This is a genomic window from Nocardiopsis exhalans (assembly GCF_024134545.1).
Lineage (GTDB): Bacteria > Actinomycetota > Actinomycetes > Streptosporangiales > Streptosporangiaceae > Nocardiopsis > Nocardiopsis exhalans.
In genome coordinates this window covers 5182314-5203452 of sequence record NZ_CP099837.1, presented here as the reverse complement: position 1 = coordinate 5203452, position 21139 = coordinate 5182314, and the positions used below count along the sequence as shown (strand labels likewise).

At 70.4% G+C, this 21139-nt stretch carries 17 protein-coding genes; 16 read left to right on the top strand and 1 reads right to left on the bottom strand.

Going from position 1 to position 21139, the window contains the following annotated elements; genetic code table 11:
* The first annotated feature begins 113 nt into the window (after nt 1-113).
* From steA to NE857_RS22970, 10 genes are all read left to right on the top strand, one after another.
* Nucleotides 114-1286 (top strand): putative cytokinetic ring protein SteA, encoded by a 1173-nt coding sequence (gene steA, locus NE857_RS23015; protein WP_254417629.1) that lies wholly within the window; start codon nt 114-116, stop codon nt 1284-1286.
* Nucleotides 1283-2407 carry a copper transporter gene (locus NE857_RS23010; protein WP_254417628.1) on the top strand — a complete coding sequence of 375 codons (1125 nt, stop codon included), beginning with the start codon at nt 1283-1285 and terminating at the stop codon, nt 2405-2407. The genes steA and NE857_RS23010 overlap by 4 nt, the downstream gene beginning before the upstream one ends.
* Nucleotides 2408-2430: 23 nt before the next feature.
* Nucleotides 2431-3468: a hypothetical protein gene (locus NE857_RS23005; RefSeq protein WP_254422066.1), complete on the top strand. Its 1038-nt coding sequence runs from the start codon at nt 2431-2433 to the stop codon at nt 3466-3468.
* The gene (gene murJ, locus NE857_RS23000; protein ID WP_254417627.1) at nt 3465-5087 is read left to right on the top strand and encodes a murein biosynthesis integral membrane protein MurJ; all 1623 of its coding nucleotides are present in this window, start codon (nt 3465-3467) and stop codon (nt 5085-5087) included. The genes NE857_RS23005 and murJ overlap by 4 nt, the downstream gene beginning before the upstream one ends.
* Nucleotides 5084-6166, top strand: coding sequence for a glycosyltransferase family 4 protein (locus NE857_RS22995; RefSeq protein WP_026116869.1), 1083 nt, complete (start codon nt 5084-5086; stop codon nt 6164-6166). The genes murJ and NE857_RS22995 overlap by 4 nt, the downstream gene beginning before the upstream one ends.
* Before the next feature lie 373 nt (nt 6167-6539).
* Nucleotides 6540-7568 carry a TerC family protein gene (locus tag NE857_RS22990; protein WP_254417626.1) on the top strand — a complete coding sequence of 343 codons (1029 nt, stop codon included), beginning with the start codon at nt 6540-6542 and terminating at the stop codon, nt 7566-7568.
* A gap of 381 nt (nt 7569-7949) precedes the next feature.
* A complete protein-coding gene (uvrA, locus tag NE857_RS22985; RefSeq protein ID WP_254417625.1) occupies nt 7950-10784 on the top strand; it encodes an excinuclease ABC subunit UvrA in 2835 nt (944 codons plus the stop codon).
* A 69-nt stretch (nt 10785-10853) separates the two neighbouring features.
* Entirely contained in the window at nt 10854-11222 is a 369-nt protein-coding gene (locus NE857_RS22980) for a VOC family protein (protein WP_254417624.1), read from the top strand.
* Between the two features lie 107 nt (nt 11223-11329).
* Nucleotides 11330-12040, top strand: coding sequence for a hypothetical protein (locus NE857_RS22975; protein ID WP_254417623.1), 711 nt, complete (start codon nt 11330-11332; stop codon nt 12038-12040).
* Between the two features lie 109 nt (nt 12041-12149).
* A complete protein-coding gene (locus NE857_RS22970; protein ID WP_184365274.1) occupies nt 12150-12536 on the top strand; it encodes a Rieske (2Fe-2S) protein in 387 nt (128 codons plus the stop codon).
* Between the two features lie 96 nt (nt 12537-12632).
* On the opposite strand, the gene NE857_RS22965 is transcribed toward NE857_RS22970, so the two are convergent.
* Nucleotides 12633-13790: a mechanosensitive ion channel family protein gene (locus tag NE857_RS22965; RefSeq protein WP_254417622.1), complete on the bottom strand. Its 1158-nt coding sequence runs from the start codon at nt 13788-13790 to the stop codon at nt 12633-12635.
* A 178-nt stretch (nt 13791-13968) separates the two neighbouring features.
* Here NE857_RS22965 and uvrC point away from each other — a divergent pair, with 178 nt between their 5' ends.
* The 6 genes from uvrC (at nt 13969) to gap (ending at nt 21132) form a co-directional block, all read left to right on the top strand.
* Nucleotides 13969-16032, top strand: a complete 2064-nt coding sequence (gene uvrC, locus NE857_RS22960; RefSeq protein WP_254417621.1) for an excinuclease ABC subunit UvrC — start codon at nt 13969-13971, stop codon at nt 16030-16032.
* Nucleotides 16029-16913, top strand: coding sequence for an RNase adapter RapZ (gene rapZ, locus NE857_RS22955; protein WP_017582651.1), 885 nt, complete (start codon nt 16029-16031; stop codon nt 16911-16913). Before uvrC ends, rapZ begins: the two co-directional genes overlap by 4 nt.
* Before the next feature lie 206 nt (nt 16914-17119).
* Nucleotides 17120-18097, top strand: a complete 978-nt coding sequence (locus tag NE857_RS22950; protein ID WP_254417620.1) for a gluconeogenesis factor YvcK family protein — start codon at nt 17120-17122, stop codon at nt 18095-18097.
* Between the two features lie 71 nt (nt 18098-18168).
* Nucleotides 18169-18603, top strand: a complete 435-nt coding sequence (locus NE857_RS22945; protein WP_254417619.1) for a DUF488 domain-containing protein — start codon at nt 18169-18171, stop codon at nt 18601-18603.
* Between the two features lie 202 nt (nt 18604-18805).
* On the top strand, nt 18806-19786 hold the full coding sequence (gene whiA / locus NE857_RS22940) for a DNA-binding protein WhiA (protein WP_017546454.1): 981 nt from the start codon (nt 18806-18808) through the stop codon (nt 19784-19786).
* A 341-nt stretch (nt 19787-20127) separates the two neighbouring features.
* Nucleotides 20128-21132 carry a type I glyceraldehyde-3-phosphate dehydrogenase gene (gap, locus tag NE857_RS22935; protein ID WP_017582648.1) on the top strand — a complete coding sequence of 335 codons (1005 nt, stop codon included), beginning with the start codon at nt 20128-20130 and terminating at the stop codon, nt 21130-21132.
* Nucleotides 21133-21139: the final 7 nt, after the last annotated feature.

The window sequence follows — 21139 nt, the reverse complement described above, 5'->3', positions numbered from 1 at the left end:
CAGAACTGGGTGTTTTGCCCCGAAAACGCCGATCGGCCGAGTGTTGTGACTCAGAGTGATCAAGTTCTGACATTATGCCAGCGATGAAGGTATCGGATGCGTTCAGAGCCACAATGCGATTCCGCCGCACGCGGGCGGACGCCCCCATCGGGCTGGTCGCGCCCGTCCGTTCGGACCGCCGCACCAAGAATCTGACCAAGAGACTGCGCCCCGGCGACATCGCCGTGATCGACCACGTCGACCTGGACCGGGTCAGTGCCGAGGCACTGGTGGGCTGCGGGGTGTCGGCGGTGCTCAACGTCGCCCGCAGCATCAGCGGGCGCTACCCCAACCAGGGCCCCGAGATGATCGTGGCCGCGGGAATCCCCCTGGTGGACGACGTCGACCCCGAGGTCCTGACCCGGGTCCGCGACGGCGAACGCCTGCGGCTGGTGGAGGACACCCTCTACCGGGGCGAGGAGGTCGTCGCCCGCGGCATCCGCCAGGACAAGGAGACGGTGGCCGCCGCCATGGCCGAGGCCCGCGCCGGGCTCGCCACCCAGCTGGAGGCCTTCGCCGCCAACACCATGGCCTACCTCCAACGCGAACGCGACCTGCTGCTGGACGGTATCGGCATCCCGGTGATCGGCACCGCCATGGAGGGCCGCCACGTCCTGATCGTGGTGCGCGGCTACCACTACCGCGAGGACATCGCCGCGCTGCGCCCCTACATCCGCGAGTTCCGGCCGGTCATCATCGCCGTGGACGGGGGAGCCGACGCCGTCATGGAGGCCGGGTACCGGCCCGACATCATCGTCGGCGACTTCGACTCGGTCTCCGACCAGGCCCTGAGCAGCGGTGCCGAACTCGTGGTGCACGCCTACCGGGACGGCCGCGCCCCCGGTCTGCAACGCCTGAACGACCTGGGCCACGAAGCGGTGGTCTTCCCCGCCACCGGAACCAGCGAGGACGTGGCGATGATGCTCGCCGACGGCTCGGGGGCCAGTCTGATCGTCGCGGTGGGCACCCACGCCACCCTGGAGGAGTTCCTCGACAAGGGCCGCTCGGGCATGGCCAGCACCTTCCTGACCCGGCTGCGGGTGGGCGGGAAGCTGGTGGACGCCAAGGGCGTGAGCCGCCTCTACCGCTCCCGCATCTCTCCGTGGGCACTGCTCGGCCTGGTGGCCGCGTGCCTGCTCACCATCCTGGTCGCCGCCTACAGCTCACCGGCCGGGCAGGTCTATCTCACCTTTCTCGCGGCGCGCTGGGACGCGTTCGTCTACTGGATGACGGGGCTGTTCACGTGATCGACTTCCGCTACCACCTCGTGTCCATCGTGGCGGTGTTCCTCGCACTCACCGTCGGCCTGGTCCTGGGCACCACGATGCTCCAGGACCCGCTCCTGAACACCATGAAGTCCGAGACCGCGGACCTGCGTGGGCAGAGCGAGGAGCTGCGCGCCGAACGCGACGACTCCGAACTGCTCAACGCCGGGGCCGACCAGCTCGCCGACGCCGTGGCCGGGGACATGCTGGAGGATCGGCTGCTCGACCGCGGCGTGGTCCTGGTGGCCTCGCCCGGCGCCGACGAGGACGTGCTGCTCGCCCTGGCCGGACGCGTCGAGGAGGCGGGCGCGGAGGTGGTCGGTCAGCTGCTGCTGGAGGAGGCGTTCCTGGACGTGGGCAGCGCGACCTTCGTGGACGAGCTCGCGCTCCAGGTCTCGACCGAACCCGGTGACCTGTCCGGCAACCCCTACGACAAGGCCGGAACCGAGTTGGGTCGTGCACTGGCCGCCAAGAACGGACAGACGGAGGACGGGGACGAGGACGACGGGAACGGGGACAGCGAGGCCAGCGGGGCAGCCGAGGACGAGGACGGAGAGAGCGACCCCCGCCACGACGCGAGCACGGTGCTGTCCGCCTTCGCCGAGGGCGGCCTCCTCACCATCGAGGATTCCCCGGCCCGTTCCGCCGACACCGTGATCGTGCTCGCCCCGGCCACCGCCGCCCCCGAGGAGGACGGGGAGCGCGCCAACACCGCCCTGACCAGCTTCACCGCCGCCCTGCACGAGCAGGTCGGACCCACGGTCCTGGCCGGAGGCACCGAAACCGGACGCTCGGGCGGGCTCATCGCCCAGGCCCGCGCCCTGGAGCCCGCCTACGCCACCGTGGACGTGGTCGGCCGCCCGACCGGAGACCTGGTCGCGATCCTGGCCCTGGCCGAGGCCCTGTCCGGTTCGGGCTCGGCCTACGGCATCGGTGAGGGGGTCACGGGGTTTCTTCCTGCTCCGCTGCCCGGTCCGGTCGAGCCTGCGGACCCCGACGCGGACAGCGACTCCGAATCCGAGGCGGACGCGGAGGCCGACGCCGCGGCCGAGCCCGGCGTCGAGGACGAGGCCCGCCGCACCGTGCCCAGGAACGGGGAGTGACCCCGGTGACCGCCACACCCCTGATCACCCCTGTCACCCCGACCACCCAGGCCGCCCGAGGACTGGCCGGGGCCGCGCTGGGTGCCGTGGCCGCCCGCTCCGCCTACCGGCTGCTCAACCGGGACGGAGAGCGCTCTCCCACCTGGCAGCGCGTCAACTTCCGCGGCCGCACCGTCACCCTCCAGGAGGGGCCGGCGCTGGTCTCGGGGGTGTGCGCGGGCTGCGTGCTCGCCCCTGGACTGCCCCCGCGCGTGCGCGCGGCCACGGCCCTGGCCGCCGCCGGTTCGGCGGTCTTCGGCGCCTACGACGACCTCGCCGGAGATACGCGGGCCAAGGGACTGCGCGGACACCTGGGGGCGCTGGCCCACGGACAGGTCACCACGGGCGCGGTCAAGATGGCGGGCATCGGGGTGACCGGTCTGGCCGCCGCCTCCCTGCTGCGCCGCGGACCGCTGCGCACCCGCATCGTCGACACCCTGGCCGACGGGGCCCTGATCGCGGCCAGCGCCAACCTGGTGAACCTGTTCGATCTGCGCCCGGGACGGGCGGTGAAGTTCGCACTCCTGGCCTCGGCCCCCGCGCTGGCCTCCCCGGCCGCGCCCGTGGTCGGCCCGGTCCTGGGAGCCTCGGCCGCCCTGCTCCCCGACGACCTCGCCGAGCGCTCGATGCTCGGCGACGCCGGGGCCAACGCGCTCGGTGCCGCCCTGGGTGCGGCCGCCGCGGCCCGGGCCCCGCGCCCGGTGCGCCTGGCCCTGCTGGGCGGGGTGGTCGGCCTGACCCTGCTCAGCGAGCGGGTCAGTTTCTCCAAGGTCATCGACCGGGTTCCCGCTCTGCGCCGCCTGGACCGCTGGGGACGCCTGGACCCCGAACTTCCCGATGCCGCCGCCACCGGATCCGCCACCAACGCCGAAGCCGAACCCGCCGACGCCGCCGCGTCCGCCACCCGCACCGAAGCCGCCACCCCGGGCCCCGCCGGGGTGCGCGAGCGGGGAGCGGCCGAGGACGATCCCACGCGCGTTCCGCGGGCGCGGCGATCGGCCGCCTCCTCGGCACCGGGGTGACCCGCGGGGTCGCCACGGCGGCGGCGCTCATCGCGGTGGTCACGGTGGGCGCTCGGCTGGCCGGGTTCGGTCGGACGGTCGTCTTCTCCCAGACCGTGGGCGACACCTGCCTGGGCACCGCCTACGTCACCGCCAACCAGCTCCCCGCGGTGCTGTTCGAGATCGTCATCGGCGGCGCCCTGACCGCCATGGTGGTCCCGGTCCTGGCCGCAGCGGTCAAGCGCGGCGACCACGAGCAGGTCCGGCACACCGCCTCCGCCCTGGTCACCTGGGTCCTGCTGCTCTCGCTGCCGCTGGCCGCCCTGCTCGCGCTGGTCTCGGTTCCGGCCATGACCCTGATGCTGGGAGCGGGGACCGGCTGCGACCACGGGGCCCTGCTCGGCCTGTCAGCGCGCATGCTGGTGGTGTTCGCCCCCCAGATCGTCTTCTACGGGCTGGCCGCGGTGCTCTACGGGGTGCTCCAGTCGCACCGCCGTTTCCTGGCCCCGGCCCTGGCCCCGCTGGTCTCCAGCCTCGTGGTCATCGCTGCCTACCTGGCATTCGTTCCGCTGGGCAGCGAGCACCGCCAGGACATCGACGCCCTGCCGCTCTCCGCCGAGCTGGTGCTGTCCCTGGGCACCACCGCCGGGGTGGTGGCGCTCTTCCTCACCGTGCTGGGCCCCGCCCGGGGCCTGCGGCTCCGGTTGCGGCCGCGCCTGACCTTCCCCCCGGGTGTGGGGGAGCGGGTGCGGTCCCTGGCCGCGGCCTCCCTGCTGCCGTTGGTAGCCATGCAGGTGTGCCTGCTGCTCTCGGTGGCCCTGGCCAACTGGGGCGGGGGAGCGGGCGCGGCCGTGCTCTACAGCTACGCGTGGGCGCTGTTCACCCTGCCCTACGGGGTGATCGCCGTGCCCATCGCGACCAGTGCCTTCACCGCGCTGGCGGTCGCCGACGCCGAACGGGACCGGGTCGGGTTCGCCCGGCTGCTGTCGGGCAGCGCCCGGGTGTGTGTGGTGATCACCGCCGGGGTGGGTACGGCTCTGGCCGCGGCCGCCGGTCCGATCGCGGTGGTCTTCGCGCAGCTGGATCCCCCGCCGCTGGAGCGGGCCCTGTTGGCTTACGCCCCGGGTGTGGTGGGGTTCGGGTTGGTGGCCCTGCTCAGCCGGGCCCTGTACGCCTCACACCACGGGCGTAGCGCCGCCGCGGCGCAGGTCGTGGGCTGGATCGTGGTGATGGCCTGTGCGGTGGGGCTGGTGTGGGCGCTGCCGCCGGGCTGGGCGATCGCGGGACTGGGCGCGGCGAGCACGGCGGGGCTCAGCCTGGCCGCGCTCCTGCTGTGCTCGGGTGTGCTGCGCGCCCACGGCGGTCAGGCCCTGGCCGGGCTGCCCCGATCCCTGATCGCGGCGCTGCTGGCTGGCGCCGCCGGTTGGCCGGCCGGGCGGGCGGTGGCCGCTGCCCTGGCCCGAGGGCTGGACACGGCCCGGGGCGAGGGGATCTGGTGGACGGTGCTGGACTCCGCGGTGGCGGGGGCGACGGCGCTGGTGGTCTTCGGTGCGGTCGCGGCCCTGGTGGACCGCTCCGCGCTGCGCACGGTCGCCGATCGTGCTCGGAACGTACGCGAACGCAGGAGGGAGACGCGGTGAACGGCAGGATCGCGTTGGTCGTGGGAAGCGTCAGCGGCGGGGTGGGCCGCCATGTCCGCTCGCTGGGGGAGGGTTTGCTCCGGCGGGGGTACCGGGTGGCGGTGGTCGGGCCGCCCTCGGCCGAGCGGGAGTTCGGGTTCGCCGCTCTGGGGATGCGTTTCTCCCCGGTGCAGATCGGGCCAGCGCCCTCCCTGGGCGACCCCGGGGTGGTGCTGCGGCTGCGCGCCCTGCTGCGTGGGGCCGACGTGGTGCACGCGCACGGGCTGCGGGCCGGTGCCCTGTGCGCGTTGGCGGGGGCCCGGCCGCTGGTGGTCACCGCGCACAACGCCCCACCCGTGGTCGAGGGGGCGCTGGGCGCGGTCTACCCGGTGTTGGAGCGGATCGTGGCGCTGCGGGCCGAGGTGGCCCTGGGCGTGTCCGGTGACCTGGTGCGCCGACTGCGTGCGGCGGGGGCGCGGGACACCCGCATGGCGGTGGTGGCGGCTCCGGAGACGGGGCGGCCGCTCAAGGGGCGGGCGGAGACCCGGGCGGACCTGGCGGTGCTCCCCGAGCGGCCGCTGTTGTTGACGGTGGCTCGGCTCGCGGAGCAGAAGGGGCTGGACATGTTGTTGGCCGCGGCGCCGCGGATCGCCGACCGGGCGCCCGAGCCGGTGGTGGCGATCGCGGGGGACGGTCCGCTGTGGGGGGAGTTGCACGACACCGCCGCCGAGATGGATGTGGACGTGCGGATGCTGGGGCACCGGAGTGACGTGGCGGACCTGCTGGCCGCGGCGGACGTGTTCTGTCTCACCAGTCAGTGGGAGGGGCCCTCGTTGGTGATCATGGAGGCGCTGCGGGCGGGGCTGCCCGTGGTCGCCACCCGGGTGGGCGGTATCCCCGACCTGTACGCGGGGACGGTCCTGATGGTGCCGCCGGGCGATCCCGAGGCGTTCGCGGCGGCGGTCGGCCGGGTGCTGGACGATCCGGTTCTCGCCGCTGACCTGCGGGCGCGCTCCGCGGAGGCGGCTCGGGAGCTGCCTTCGGAGGAGGACGCGGTGGAGGCCGCCTGCTCGGTCTACAAGGCGGTGGCCCGCTGGTGAACGCCGTGGTGAACAAGTCCGGTACGGGACGAGGGTCCCGAAGCGGTGGGACCGGCGGAGGATGTCCGGCCGGTGCGGAAGATGTGTCCTCGCCGAGGGGTGGTCATCCCCGTCCGGGTGACTTCCTCGGAGAGGTTTTTGATGGCATGCTGGGGACCGGTGCGGATGGCGTAACCTGTTCTGGTGCGCCTTTGGCGCCTGCTTCACCACGTGAGGGGAGTATCCCTGTCGCGGCGGTGCCGTCATCACGGAGTACAACGGTGTGCTCCCGGTTCCGTCGGTTCACGCCTTTCGGGCGTGAGCGGGAGAGACCTCCGGTTAATCGCCGTGCGTGCAAAACGCTCGCGCGCACCAACCGGAGGAGAATCCGTCCGTGAACGTTCCCCTGTGGGTCTGGTCCGCCACGATCGCAGCCATGATCCTGATCCTGGCTGTGGATCTCGTGATCGTCGACCGCCCGTGGAGTAAGACCAAGGGTCCCAAGGAGTTCGGGATCAAGCAGGCCTCCTGGTGGGCGGCCTTCTACATCGGCATCGCCATCGTGTTCGGCCTCGGAGTCATGTACTTCGGCAACCCGACCTCGGGCGCCGAGTACTTCGCCGGGTTCGTCACCGAGAAGAGCCTGAGCATCGACAACCTCTTCGTGTTCTACCTTCTGATGACCGCCTTCGCGGTTCCGAAGAAGTACCAGCACGAGGTCCTGCTCGTCGGCATCGTCATCGCGATCGTGATGCGCGGCATCTTCATCGTCCTGGGCGCCCAGGTCATCAACGCCTGGAGCGAGGTCTTCTACCTCTTCGGCGTCTTCCTCATCTACACCGGTTACAAGATCGTCCGTGACCACGTGAAGGGTGGCGAGGAGGAGAAGGACTTCACGCAGACGCCGGTCGTGCGCCTGGTGAAGCGCTTCTGGCCGGTCACGAAGGACTACCACGGCGCCAAGCTGACCGTGAAGCTCGACGGCCGCCGCCACGTGACCCCGATGCTGCTGGTCATCGTCGCGATCGGCGTCATCGACCTGGTCTTCGCCGTCGACTCCATCCCGGCGATCTTCGGTCTGACCCAGGACGCCTACATCGTCTTCACCGCCAACGCCTTCGCCCTGATGGGTCTGCGCCAGCTGTACTTCCTGCTGGCCGGTCTGATGGACCGCCTGGCCTACATCAGCTGGGGCCTGTCCGCGATCATGGTGTTCATCGGCGTCAAGATGATCCTGCACGCGCTGCACGAGAACGGCGTGCACGTGGTGGAGGTCGGCATTGGCACCTCGCTGACCGTCATCCTGGGCGTCATGACCATCACCGTCGTCGGCAGCCTGGTCAAGTCCGGCATCGACAAGCGTCGCGAGCCCGCCGAGGTCTCCGGTCGCGACGACGAGGACGTCACCGCCGACCGCTCCTGATCCGGTCGTTCCCGGCCCCGCGTGAAGCCGTGTGAACCCGGTCCCGCGCGGGGCCGGAGCCCGTTCGCGGGACGTTCACCGGATTTGTGGGAAACGACCTCGTTCGAACGGCTGTTCGCCTATAGTGGTGGTGTCCTGGTGCCTGAGCACCACGGACACCACCACTTCTGCGTGGTGGAAGAAACCGTCACAGGCGATCGTTAGTCTTGTCGGACGGGGAGGGATCTCATCCTCCGCCCACTTCCTCAGCGGCCCGGTTCCGGGTCCGCAGCGGCCCCGAGGGGTCTGCGACCGCCGCAAAGCGAAGCCACACACGGGTCCACCGACGTCACCCGACGTGGTCCACGTCCTGTGCGTCAGAGCCGAAGGATGTCTCACTCGATGGTCGAACAACTCGTGGTCCGTGGAGCACGGGAGCACAACCTCAAGGACGTGTCCCTGGACCTGCCACGCGACTCCATGATCGTGTTCACCGGCCTGTCCGGTTCGGGCAAGTCCTCGCTTGCCTTCGACACGATCTTCGCCGAAGGGCAGCGCAGATACGTCGAGTCCCTCTCGGCGTACGCCCGCCAGTTCCTCGGCCAGATGGACAAGCCCGACGTCGACTTCATCGAGGGGCTGTCCCCCGCGGTGTCCATCGACCAGAAGTCGACCAGCCGCAACCCGCGGTCCACGGTGGGCACCATCACCGAGGTCTACGACTACCTGCGCCTGCTCTGGGCCCGCGTAGGCGTTCCGCACTGTCCGGAGTGCCGCCGCGAGATCGCCCGGCAGACGCCGCAGCAGATCGTGGACCGGGTCATGGAGATGACCGAGGGCACCCGCTTCCAGGTGCTCGCGCCGGTCGTGCGCGGCCGCAAGGGCGAGTACGTCGAGCTCTTCAAGGACCTGCAGTCCAAGGGCTACACGCGCGCCGTCGTCGACGGCCAGGCGGTCCGGCTGAACGAGGCGCCCAAGCTCGGCCGCTACGACAAGCACGACATCGCCGTGGTCGTGGACCGGCTCAGCGTCAAGCCGGGCGCGGAAGGGCGGCTCACCGATTCGGTGGAGACCGCGCTGAAACTGGCCGGGGGCACCATCGTCCTGGACTTCGTGGACGTGGAGCCCGAGGACCCCGAGCGCGAGAAGGTCTTCTCCGAGCACCTGTACTGCCCCTACGACGACCTCTCCTTCGAGCAGCTCGAACCGCGCTCCTTCTCCTTCAACGCCCCCTACGGCGCCTGCGCCGACTGCTCGGGGCTGGGCACCCGGATGGAGGTCGACGCCGACCTGCTGGTCCCCGACCCGGAGAAGAGTCTGGCCGAAGGCGCCATCGCCCCCTGGTCGGGCGGGCCCAACGGCGGCTACTGGGAACGCATCCTCAAGGCGCTCGGCGAGGCCGTGGGTTTCGACACCGACACGTCCTGGGAGCGGCTCCCGCGCCGCGCGCGCAAGGCCATCCTGGAGGGCCACGACACCCAGGTGCACGTCAGCTACCGCAACCGGTACGGGCGCAACCGCTCCTACTACACCGAGTTCGAGGGTGTGGTGCCCTGGGTCAAGCGCCGCCACTCCGAGGTGGAGAGCGACCACACCCGTGAGCGGCTCGAGGGCTACATGCGCTCGGTGCCCTGTCCCACCTGCGAGGGAACCCGTCTCAAGCCGGTGGTCCTGGCGGTGACGGTGGGCGGCAAGTCCATCGCCGAGGTCGCCTCCATGGCGCTCAGCGAGAGCGCGGCCTTCCTGGCCGATCTGCGACTCTCCGACCGTGACATGGTCATCGCCGCGCAGGTGCTCAAGGAGATCAACGCCCGGCTCGGCTTCCTGCTGGACGTGGGCCTGGACTACCTGAGCCTGGCCCGCTCCTCCGGTTCGCTCTCGGGCGGTGAGGCCCAGCGCATCCGCCTGGCCACCCAGATCGGCTCCGGTCTGGTGGGTGTGCTCTACGTCCTGGACGAGCCCTCCATCGGCCTGCACCAGCGCGACAACGCCCGCCTGCTGGAGACCCTTCAGCGGCTCCGCGACATCGGCAACACGCTCATCGTGGTCGAACACGACGAGGACACCATCCGCGCCGCCGACTGGGTGGTGGACATCGGCCCCGGCGCCGGTGAGCACGGCGGCCACGTGGTGGTCTCGGGCATCGTCGACGAACTGCTCACCTCGACCGAGTCGATGACCGGCGACTACCTGTCCGGCAGGCGCGTCATCGAGCTGCCCGCCTCGCGGCGCCCGCTCACCAAGGGGCACGAACTCGTGGTGCGGGGTGCGCGGGAGAACAACCTGCACGGCATCGACGTCGCCTTCCCGCTGGGCGTGTTCACCGCGGTCACCGGTGTGTCCGGTTCGGGCAAGTCCACCCTGGTCAACGAGATCCTGTACAAGGCCCTGGCCAAGGAGCTCAACGGGGCGCGCAACGTGCCCGGCCGTCACCTGCGGGTCAACGGTATGAACAAGGTCGACAAGGTGGTGCACGTCGACCAGAGCCCGATCGGTCGCACCCCGCGTTCCAACCCGGCCACCTACTCCGGGGTCTTCGACCACGTGCGCAAGCTGTTCGCGCAGACCACGGACGCCAAGACGCGCGGCTACCAGCCCGGCCGGTTCTCCTTCAACGTCAAGGGCGGCCGCTGCGAGGCCTGCTCCGGTGACGGCACGCTCAAGATCGAGATGCAGTTCCTGCCGGACGTGTACGTGCCCTGCGAGGTCTGCCACGGGGCCCGGTACAACCGGGAGACCCTGCAGGTGAAGTACAAGGGCAAGAACATCTCCGAGGTGCTGGACATGCCGATCTCGGAGGCCCTGGAGTTCTTCGAGCCGGTCAACGCGATCCGCCGCCACCTGCAGACGCTGGCCGACGTCGGGCTGGGCTACGTGCGTCTGGGCCAGCCCGCCACCACGCTCTCGGGCGGTGAGGCCCAGCGGGTCAAGCTGGCCGCCGAGCTCCAGCGCCGCTCCACCGGCCGGACCGTGTACGTGCTCGACGAGCCCACCACCGGTCTGCACTTCGAGGACATCCGCAAGCTGCTGGGCGTGCTCAACCGGCTGACCGACACCGGGAACACGGTCATCGTCATCGAGCACAACCTCGACGTGATCAAGACCGCGGACCATGTCATCGACATGGGCCCCGAGGGCGGCTCCGGCGGCGGCACGCTCGTGGCCGAGGGCACCCCGGAGGAGGTCGCCGCGGTCGCGGAGTCCTACACCGGACAGTTCCTGGCCAAGATGCTCTGACCCGAACAGTCCCGAACAGCGGAGCCCGCGCCCTGTCCGCACGGCGCGGGCTCTGCCGTGCTTGCGCGCATGATCGGACGACTGCGCGCGGTGACCATCGACTGCCCGGACGCGAGTGCCCTGGCCGACTTCTACTCCGAGCTTCTCGGTCTGCCCGTCACCAGGCGCGTCGCCGACTGGGCGCGGATCGGCGACGGCAGCTCCCCGGGCATCGAATTCCAGCAGGTCAGCGACCACCGACCCCCGGCCTGGCCGGACCCGGAACGGCCCCAGCAGGTGCACTTCGAGATCGAGGTGTCCGATATCGAGGCCGCCCAGGAGCGGGTGCTGGCCAGGGGTGCCCGGCTGCTGGCCGCCTGCGAGGACGACCCGGGCAACCTCTACCGGGTCTACGCCGACCCTGCTGGTCACCCCTTCTGTCTGGAGTTCTCGCGCTGACCACTCGTGGCCCGAACCCGCGGGGAACTTGCCGCTTCGCGTACTTTGTCGGTTGGATTTCCTTCACCCCGCGAAGAACCGAGTTCCCCCGAGTCAGAGAGGGCCACGTGCCTCTACACCGCGAATTCCACAAGACCCAGCCTCAGAAGCTTCCCGCGGGGAGCTGGCGCAGCCTGAGGTTCGACGTCGACGACCAGGGCCACGAGGGCAAGTTCTACGCCCTGGTCGGTCAGGGCGAACCCCAAGGGGCCCTGTACGACCTGTCCGTGGGCGTGGTCCTGGACGAGGTCGACCCCGGCGCGGAGGTGCAGCTGCGCGCCAGCGAGTACGTCAGGACCCAGGACGGCTGGGAGATCGCCCGCGACCGGCCGATCGACAGCCCGGTGCACGCGGGCGGCAAGGCCCACTTCACCTACTCCTGGAAGGACTATCTGGAGCCGGGCCGCCGGGTCCGCATCCGGCTGGCCCAGTACGGGCGCTCCCCGGCGGTGATCCTCAGGGCCGAGGCGACCGCTTTCTACTGGCCCGAGGGCGGGTTCGCATCGGAGGCGCAGCCGGTGCAGCAGCAGTCCGCTCCCTACGGGCAGTCCGCTCCCTACGGGCAGCCCGCTCCCTACGGGCAGTCCGATCAGTACGGGCAGCCCGCCCCGTACGGCCAGTCCGGTTACTACGGCCAGTCCGGTCAGTACCCGACACAGGAGCCGGGCGTTGGGCAGCCGCCCGTCTCCTATCCGCCGTACGAGGTTTCCGGTGGGTACCAGCCCCCGGCCGACGGTGGCTACCAGCCGCCCCAGCAGGGTTACCCCGGGCAGGCTTGACCGGGGGCGGTGCGGGGCACCCCACCTGAGCTACTACAGTTCGTAGTGGAATTCAGGCGCAGGTGAGGAGCGTTCGGTCGTGGCTGGAAAGAGGACATGCGGGTGCGGGGTGAGCAGGCGCCGTCTGCTCGGTACGGCAGGGGCGGCGGCTGCCGTCACCGCTGTGAGCGCCTGCGGCGAGCCTCCCAGCCCGCAGGAGGTGCGGCGCGGTCACGTGGTCGGTCAGACCACGGATGTGCCGGAGGGCGGGGGGAAGGTGTTCAGCCACAGCAAGCTGGTGGTCACCCAGCCTGAGGAGGGCGAGTACAAGGCCTTCAGCGCGGCCTGCACCCACGGCGGCTGCACGGTGCAGGAGGTCGACGGCGAGGTGATCCGCTGCCTGTGCCACGGCAGTGAGTTCGACATGGTCTCGGGGGAGCCGTTGGCCGGACCGGCGAAGGAGCCCCTGGCGCCCTTCACCGTCACGATCGACGGGACCGACATCATCCTCGACTGATCACGCGGTCGATCCCGAGGTACAGAACGACGGAGCCCCACCAAGCGCTCTTGGTGGGGCTCCGTCATGGTCCGTTCTGAGGGGTGGGGGCGCGGTTCAGACCTCTTCGGCGTTGCCGGCCTGCGCGGTCCCGTTGCCGCTGTCGTGGGCAGCGCCGGAGGCGGCGGTGGCCCGGCGAAACGCCGAGGTCGGGAACTGCTCGGCGTAGGAGGATTCCTCCTCGGTGCCGCCGACGAACTCGGTGCGCTTGCGCGGCAGGGACTGCGGGTAGTTCTCGACCAGCCAGGTGACCAGGTGCTCACGGATCTCGCAGGCGATGTTCCACTGGTTGCCGGTGTCGGAGGCGCTGGCCACCACACGGACCACGACCTCACCGGACTCGGTGACGTCCACGACCTGGCAGGACCAGCTGCGCCCGTCCCAGAACTTGCTGGCGGTGATCAGCTTGCCGGCCTCTTCACGCAGCTCGCCGACAGGCACCTCCCAGTCCAGGGGCAGCTGTACCTTCGCGGTGATGTTGGTGCCGGACTTGGTCCAGTTCTCGAAGCTGGTGGTGGTGAAGTTGGCGACCGGCACGACCAGGCGGCGCTCGTCCCAGATCTTGATGGTGACGTTGACCAGGCTGAGCTCCTCGACCCGTCCCCACTCGCCCTCGACCACGACGACGTCGCCGATGCGCAGGGCGTCGCTGAAGGCCAGCTGGAGTCCGGCGAACAGGTTGCTCAGGGTGGACTGGGCGGCCACACCGGCGACGATACCGATCACACCGGCCGAGGCCAGAAGACCGGCGCCGAGTGCGCGGACCCCGTCGAAGGTGAACAGGATCGCGGCGATCGCCAGGACGACGACGACGGAGGTGATGACCCGTCGCAGGAGCCGTACCTGGGTCTGGAGCCGACGGGCCCGGCGGTCGGCGTCACCGTTGCGTACCGACAGTCGGTCCAGGACCATGTCGGTGGCCGCGTACGCCAGGCTCAGGATCAGCGCGGTCAGTGTGCCGATCATGAGGATCGTCATCGCGTGGTCGATGGTCTGGAAGGTGCTCCAGGGCACGTCCCCCCGGTTGGGGAGGGCCAGGTTGGCACCGACGACCGCGGCCGCGGTGTAAGCGGTCACCGCTGAGCGCGAGACCACGTAGCGGGCCATCGGCCAGACCTTGCCCAACTTGTGGTTGAGCAGCCACTGGAACACGAAGACCAGGGTCATCGAGACCGCGACGGCGACACCGATCGCGATCCATTGGGCGACGGACACGATGAAGAGCCCCCTTGTCGTTCATGTCGGTAAGTTCGGCTGTACCCGCCCAACCTAGACCATCTAGATATCCAATCGTGACGTTTGGTTGAACGAATCGTGCCGAAGTGATCCGCTCCACGGACAGCCTCGCGCGGGCGAGTGGCCGTCTGTCCCCGGGACAGACCAGAATGGGGGCATGGCTGCGACTCCTCACCTGCGCCCCGCCCCCGGCTCCATCCCGACCGCACCCGGCGTCTACCGCTTCCGGGACGCCGCTGACCGGGTCATCTACGTGGGCAAGGCCAAGAACCTGCGGTCGAGGCTGTCCTCCTACTTCCGTGACTTCGCCGGGCTGCACCCGCGCACCCAGCAGATGGTCTCCACCGCCGCCGATGTGGACTGGACCATCGTCGGCACCGAGGTCGAGGCCCTCCAGCTGGAGTACTCCTGGATCAAGCAGTACGATCCGCGCTTCAACGTCAAGTACCGCGATGACAAGAGCTACCCCTATCTCGCGGTCACCCTCAACGAGGAGTTCCCCCGAGTACAGGTGATGAGGGGGGCCAAACGCAAGGGGGTGCGTTACTTCGGCCCCTACTCCCACGCCTGGGCGATCCGGGAGACGGTCGACCTGCTGCTGCGGGTCTTCCCGGTGCGTACCTGCTCGGCCGGGGTCTTCCGGGGCGCGCGCAACAGCGGCCGCCCCTGTCTGCTCGGCTACATCGGCAAGTGCGTGGCCCCGTGCGTGGGCAAGGCCAGCCCGGAGGAACACCGCGCGCTGGCCGAGGACTTCTGCTCGTTCCTGGCCGGTGACACCGGGCGCTTCATGCGTGAGCTGGAAAAGCGGATGAAGGAGGCCGCCCGTGAGATGGAGTACGAGCGGGCCGCGCGCGTCCGCGACGACATCGAGGCTCTGCGCGCCGCCCTGGAGAAACAGGCCGTGGTCCTGCCCGACTCCACCGACTGCGACGTCATCGCGATGGCCGAGGACCCGCTGGAGGCGGCGGTGCAGATCTTCCACGTCCGGGGCGGCCGCATCCGCGGCCAGCGCGGCTACGTGGTGGACAAGGTCACCGACGCCGGTGCGGGCGAACTCATGCGGACCTTCCTGCGCCAGCTCTACGGCGCCCTGGACGGCAGCGAGGAGGCCGAGGGCACCGGAACCTCGGTGCCGCGCGAGGTCCTGGTCTCCCACGAACCCGACGACCCCGAGGCGGTGGCTGGCTGGCTGGCCGAGCACCGGGGTGGCGCGGTGGACCTTCGGGTGCCCCAGCGCGGCGACAAGAAGTCCCTCATGGAGACCGTGGACAAGAACGCCCGCGAGGCGCTGGCCCGGCACAAGACCCACCGGGCCGGGGACCTGAGCACCCGCGGCCGCGCCCTCAACGAGATCCAGGAGGCGCTGGAGCTGCCCGAGGCGCCGCTGCGCATCGAGTGCTTCGACATCTCCAACCTCCAGGGCGAGCACGTGGTGGCCTCCATGGTGGTCTTCGAGGACGGCCTGGCCCGCAAGTCCGAGTACCGGCGCTTCTCGGTGCGCGGCAGCGGGGCCGGGGGCGCAGAGCAGCACGACGTCGCCGCCATGTACGAGGTGGTCAGGCGCAGGTTCCGCCGCTACCTGGAGGAGAGCTCCCGCTCGGGCGAGGTCGCGCGCATGGGTGAGCTCGGAGACCACAGCGGCGCAAGTGGTGAAACAGCGCACGCTGGCGGTGTGACCCAGGGCTCAGCGGAGGAGCCGGCTCCCGGAAAGTTCGCCTACCCGCCTAACCTGGTGGTGGTGGACGGCGCCCGGCCCCAGGCCGAGGCGGCACAGCGCGCGCTGGACGAGCTCGGGATCGAGGACGTGGCGGTCTGCGGTCTGGCCAAGCGTCTGGAGGAGGTGTGGTTGCCCGACGACGAGGACCCGGTGATCCTGCCCCGTAGCGGCGAGGGCCTCTACCTGCTCCAGCGGGTGCGCGACGAGGCGCACCGCTTCGCCATCCAGTACCACAGGCAAAAGCGCGCCAAGGCGCTCACCGGAAGCAGCCTGGACGAGCTCCCGGGCCTGGGCCCGGCGCGCAGGACCGCCCTCATCAAGGAGTTCGGCTCGGTGAAACGACTGGCCTCGGCGAGCGCCGAGGAGATCGCGGCGGTGCCCGGGATCGGCCCCAAACTGGCCGAGTCCGTGCACGCGCACCTGTCCGGTGGCCCCGGCCGGAAGGACGGGGAGGGCGACGGGGCGACGGCAAGGCAGAGTACAGACGGGGGAGGAGACACATGACGGTCGAACTGGGCGGGGAGCTACCGCCCGAGGTGGTCATCGTCACCGGGATGTCCGGTGCGGGCCGGAGTACGGCGGCCAGGGCCCTGGAGGACCTGGACTGGTTCGTGGTGGACAACCTGCCACCGGGCCTGCTGCCGACGATGATCGAACTGGCGGGACGCACCCACGGGGCGGTTCCCAGGGTCGCTGTGGTGGTGGACGTGCGTTCGCTCGCCTTCACGGAGGACCTGCTGTCCACGGTGGAGGAGCTGCGCAAGCGCGACATCACCGCGCGCGTGCTCTATCTGGAGGCCGGGGACGACGCCCTGGTCCGCAGGTTCGAGGGGGTACGTCGGCCGCACCCCCTCCAGGGTGACGGTCGGGTGACCGACGGCATCGCCCGCGAGCGCGAGACCCTGCGCGCCATCCGCGGCGAGGCCGACCTGGTCATCGACACCTCCCAGCTCAACGTGCACCAGCTCAAGGCCCGGGTGATCGGGTTCTTCGGGGAGAGCGACGAGGTGCGTCCGCGCGCCAACGTGGTCTCCTTCGGCTTCAAGCACGGCCTGCCCGTGGACGCCGACCTGGTCCTGGACTGCCGCTTCCTCCCCAACCCGCACTGGGTGCCCGATCTCAGACCGATGAACGGCCGCGACGAGCCGGTCCGTGACTACGTGCTCTCCCAGGACGGCGCCAAGGAGATGCTGGAGGCCTACTCGGAGGTGCTGAAGCTGACGATCGCCGGCTACCAGCGGGAGGGCAAGCACTACATGACCCTGGCGGTGGGCTGTACCGGCGGCAGGCACCGCAGCGTGGCCATGACCGAACAGTTCGCCGAGCGTTTGCGCGGGCAGGGCGTTGACGTGCACGTGGTCCACCGGGACGTGGGCCGCGAATGACCGACGGGTGACGCGCGCCCGCCCGCCGAGTGAACCGAATCGCCAAGAATGGCGTCTTCCCTTACATTGGCCCGGTCATTATTGGTGCCGGTCCGGCAAGGGACCGGGACACGGCGGGCCGGGGGCGCGGGTCGGCCGTTCGCACATCCTTCGGGGTGCGGTCCGAAGCGTCCGCCGGACACGGGACGAGGAGGCAGGCCAAAGGCATGTCGAAGATCACCGCTCCGGACGGGGACGACGCCTCGCGTCCGCCCCGGGTGGTCGCGCTGGGGGGCGGGCACGGCCTGCACGCCTCGTTGTCGGCGCTGCGCAGGGTGACCACGGACGTCACGGCGATCGTGACGGTCGCCGACGACGGCGGCTCCAGTGGTCGGCTGCGTGAGGAACTGGGTGTGCTTCCACCCGGGGACCTGAGGATGGCCCTGGCCGCGCTGTGCGGTGACGACGAGTGGGGGCACACCTGGAGCCAGGTGCTCCAGCACCGGTTCCGTTCGGAGGGTGACCTGCACGGTCACGCCGTCGGCAACCTGCTGATCGTCGCGCTCTGGGAGCTGTTGGGTGACTCGGTGGCCGGTCTGGACTGGGTGGGGCAGCTGCTCGGCGCCCACGGCCGGGTCCTGCCGATGTCGTCGGTGCCGCTGGAGATCTCCGCGGAGGTGTCGGGGATCGACCCGCGCGAACCCGAGGCGCTCACCACGGTGCGCGGGCAGGTGGCCTGCGCCAGCACCAGCGGTCAGGTGCGGTCCATCTCGCTGATCCCCGAGGACCCCCCGGCCAGTCCGCAGGCGGTCAAGGCGGTGCGCGAGGCCGACTGGGTGGTGTTCGGGCCCGGGTCCTGGTTCACCAGTGTGCTGCCGCACCTGCTGGTGCCCGAGCTGGCCCACGCCCTGGTCACCACGCGCGCCAAGCGGGTGGTCGCGCTGAACCTGTCGCCCCAGAAGGGGGAGACCGAGGGCTTCCGGCCCGAGACCTACCTGGAGGTACTGCGCGAGCACGCGCCCAAGCTGGGGGTGGACGTGGTGCTGGCCGACACCGGGACGGTGGAGGACGCGGCCCCGCTCACCTCGGTGGTGGGCGAGCTCGGCGGTCGTCTGGAACTGGCCGATCTGAGCCGGGGGGACGGGACTCCGCGCCACGACGCCGACAAACTGGCCACCGCCCTGGAACGGATTCTGACGGACTAGCGTGGGCTCCGTGGGCTGATGATGGGGTCCGGCCGGGGTGGTGGTGACCTCCGGCCGGGAAGGGTGGTCGCATGGCTGATCGCCGAATCCGCCTGGAACGCGTCTACGACGGGGTCCGTGCCGAGGAACACCCCGGGCAGGAGGAGGGTCTCCCGCCCGGGCCCCGGTTCCTCGCGGACCGCCTCTGGCCCCGGGGTGTGCGTAGGAGCGCGGTTACCGGGCACACCTGGGTCAAGGACGTCGTACCCAGCCCGGGACCGCGCCTGTGGTTCGGGCGCGACCCGAGCCGCTTCGCCGGGTTCGCGGAGTGCCACCGGACCGAGCTGGAGACGCGCCCCGAGGTGCTCGAACCGATCCTGGCGGCCGCGCGCCGGGGGCCGGTCACCCTGCTGTACGCGGCCAGGGACACCGGGCACAACCACGCGGTCGTGCTCCGGGGCCACCTGGAGTCGCAGTTGTCCTCTTCCGACTCCCGGAGCGTCTCCCCGAGCTCCGGGAGCAATTGACCGCACACCGTCACGAAGGCCGACACGCCGCCTCTGAGCAGGGCGGGGAGATCGGCGACACGCCGTGCGGGGGTCGGCCTAAAGGCCCGAGTCACGTAGTCTGCAGCGAGAAAGCCGTCCGGGGCAGGGCTCTGCGGCGGCACCTCCGGTACCAGGGTGTGCGGTGCCGGTGTTCTGCCAGAACAAGGGGAGGATCGCAGCGATGGCGATGACCGGCGTGGTGAAGGATGAGTTGAGCCGGTTGGCGATCCTCAAGCCATGCTGCCGCAAGGCGGAGGTGTCCACCATCCTGCGGTTCACCGGAGGCCTGCACCTCGTGGGCGGCCGGATCGTGATCGAGGCCGAGCTCGATACGGGGGCCGCCGCCAGACGGCTGCGCAAGGACATCTCCGAGGTCTTCGGGCACGAGTCCGAGGTCGTGGTGCTCTCCCCGAGCGGCCTGCGCAAGGGCAACCGGTACGTGGTCCGGGTGATCAAGGACGGCGAGTCCCTGGCCCGCCAGACCGGCCTGGTGGACAACAACGGGCGCCCGGTGCGCGGTCTGCCCCGGCACGTGGTCGCGGGCGGCGCCTGTGACTCGGAGTCCGCCTGGCGCGGCGCCTTCATCGCGCACGGTTCGCTGACCGAACCGGGCCGCTCGATGTCGCTGGAGGTCACCTGCCCCGGCCCGGAGGCCGCGCTGGCCCTGGTCGGTGCGGCCCGCCGCCTGAAGGTGCACGCCAAGGCCCGCGAGGTGCGCGGGGTGGACCGGGTGGTGGTGCGCGACGGCGACTCCATCGGTGCGCTGCTGACCCTGCTGGGCGCTCACCAGAGCGTTCTGGCCTGGGAGGAGCGGCGGATGCGCCGGGAGGTGCGGGCGACCGCCAACCGGCTGGCCAACTTCGACGACGCCAACCTGCGGCGCAGCGCCCGGGCCGCGGTCGCGGCCGGCGCGCGCGTGGAGCGGGCTTTGGAGATCCTGGGCGAGGACGCCCCCAAGCACCTGGTGGCCGCTGGCCAGCTGCGGCTGGCGCACAAGCAGGCGTCACTGGAGGAGCTGGGTCAGCTGTCGGTCCCGCCGCTGACCAAGGACGCGATCGCCGGGCGTATCCGCAGGCTGCTGGCCATGGCGGACAAGCGGGCCAGTGACCTGGGCATCGAGGGAACCGAGGCGAACCTCACTCCTGACATGCTGGTTCCCTGAGGGCGCACGATCCCCGCATCAGGGCACGGGTGCTCCGGAACACGTCCGCAACGCCGATGTTCGGCTTTGTTAACTGCGAAAACTCCGGGATAACTTCCGAAAATGGTATAGACCTCTCTGCTTCGCGATGTCAGGATGGACGCGAATCCGCGAGGGGCGATGAGCCGCTGGACGGGGGCGAGAACGGTTCCCCGCCAGTGCTCCGCTAGGCTCTTTGTGAACACCTGTTATGCGTTCACGCTGCTCAACACGGTTGACCCGGGCTGTACCAGTCCGGGATCCCGGGAGCGGCCGCACGCTCGGGTGAAACTGCTGTGCGACAAAATGAGGAGAATGGTTCCGTGACCATCCGTGTAGGCGTCAACGGCTTCGGTCGGATCGGCCGTAACTTCTGGCGAGCGGTCGCCGCCGGCGGCAGCGACATCGAAATCGTTGCGGTCAACGACCTCACCGACACCAAGACGCTCGCGCACCTGCTCAAGTACGACACCGTGCTCGGCACCCTCGACGGTGTCGTCGAGGCCGGTGACGACTTCATCCGTATCGGTGACAAGACCCTCAAGGTCCTCTCCCAGCGCGACCCCGCCCAGCTGCCCTGGGGTGAGCTGAACGTCGACGTCGTCGTCGAGTCCACCGGTATCTTCACCAAGGCCGAGGCCGCCCGCAAGCACATCACCGCCGGCGCCAAGAAGGTCATCATCTCCGCCCCGGCCAAGGGCGAGGACATCACCATCGTGATGGGCGTCAACGACGACAAGTACGACGCCGCCAAGCACGACATCATCTCCAACGCCTCGTGCACCACCAACTGTGTGGCGCCCATGGCCAAGGTCCTCAAGGACGCCTTCGGCATCCAGCAGGGCTTCATGACCACGGTGCACGCCTACACCAACGACCAGGTCATCCTGGACTTCCCGCACTCGGACCTGCGTCGCGCCCGTGCGGCCGCGCAGAACATCATCCCGACCAGCACGGGTGCGGCCAAGGCCACGGCCCTGGTCATCCCCGAGCTCGCGGGCAAGCTGGACGGCATGGCCATGCGCGTCCCCGTGCCGGACGGCTCCGCCACCGACCTGGTCGTGACCCTGGACCGCGAGGTCACCAAGGACGAGGTCAACGCCGCGTTCAAGGCCGCGGCCGAGGGCGAGCTCAAGGACGTCCTGGTCTACACCGAGGACCCGATCGTCTCCTCCGACATCGTCGGTACCTCGCCCTCCTGCACCTTCGACGCCGGCATGACCATGGCGTTCGGCAACCAGGTCAAGATCCTCGGCTGGTACGACAACGAGTGGGGCTACTCCAACCGCCTGGTCGACCTGGCCAAGCTGGTCGGCTCCAACCTGTAACCACCGG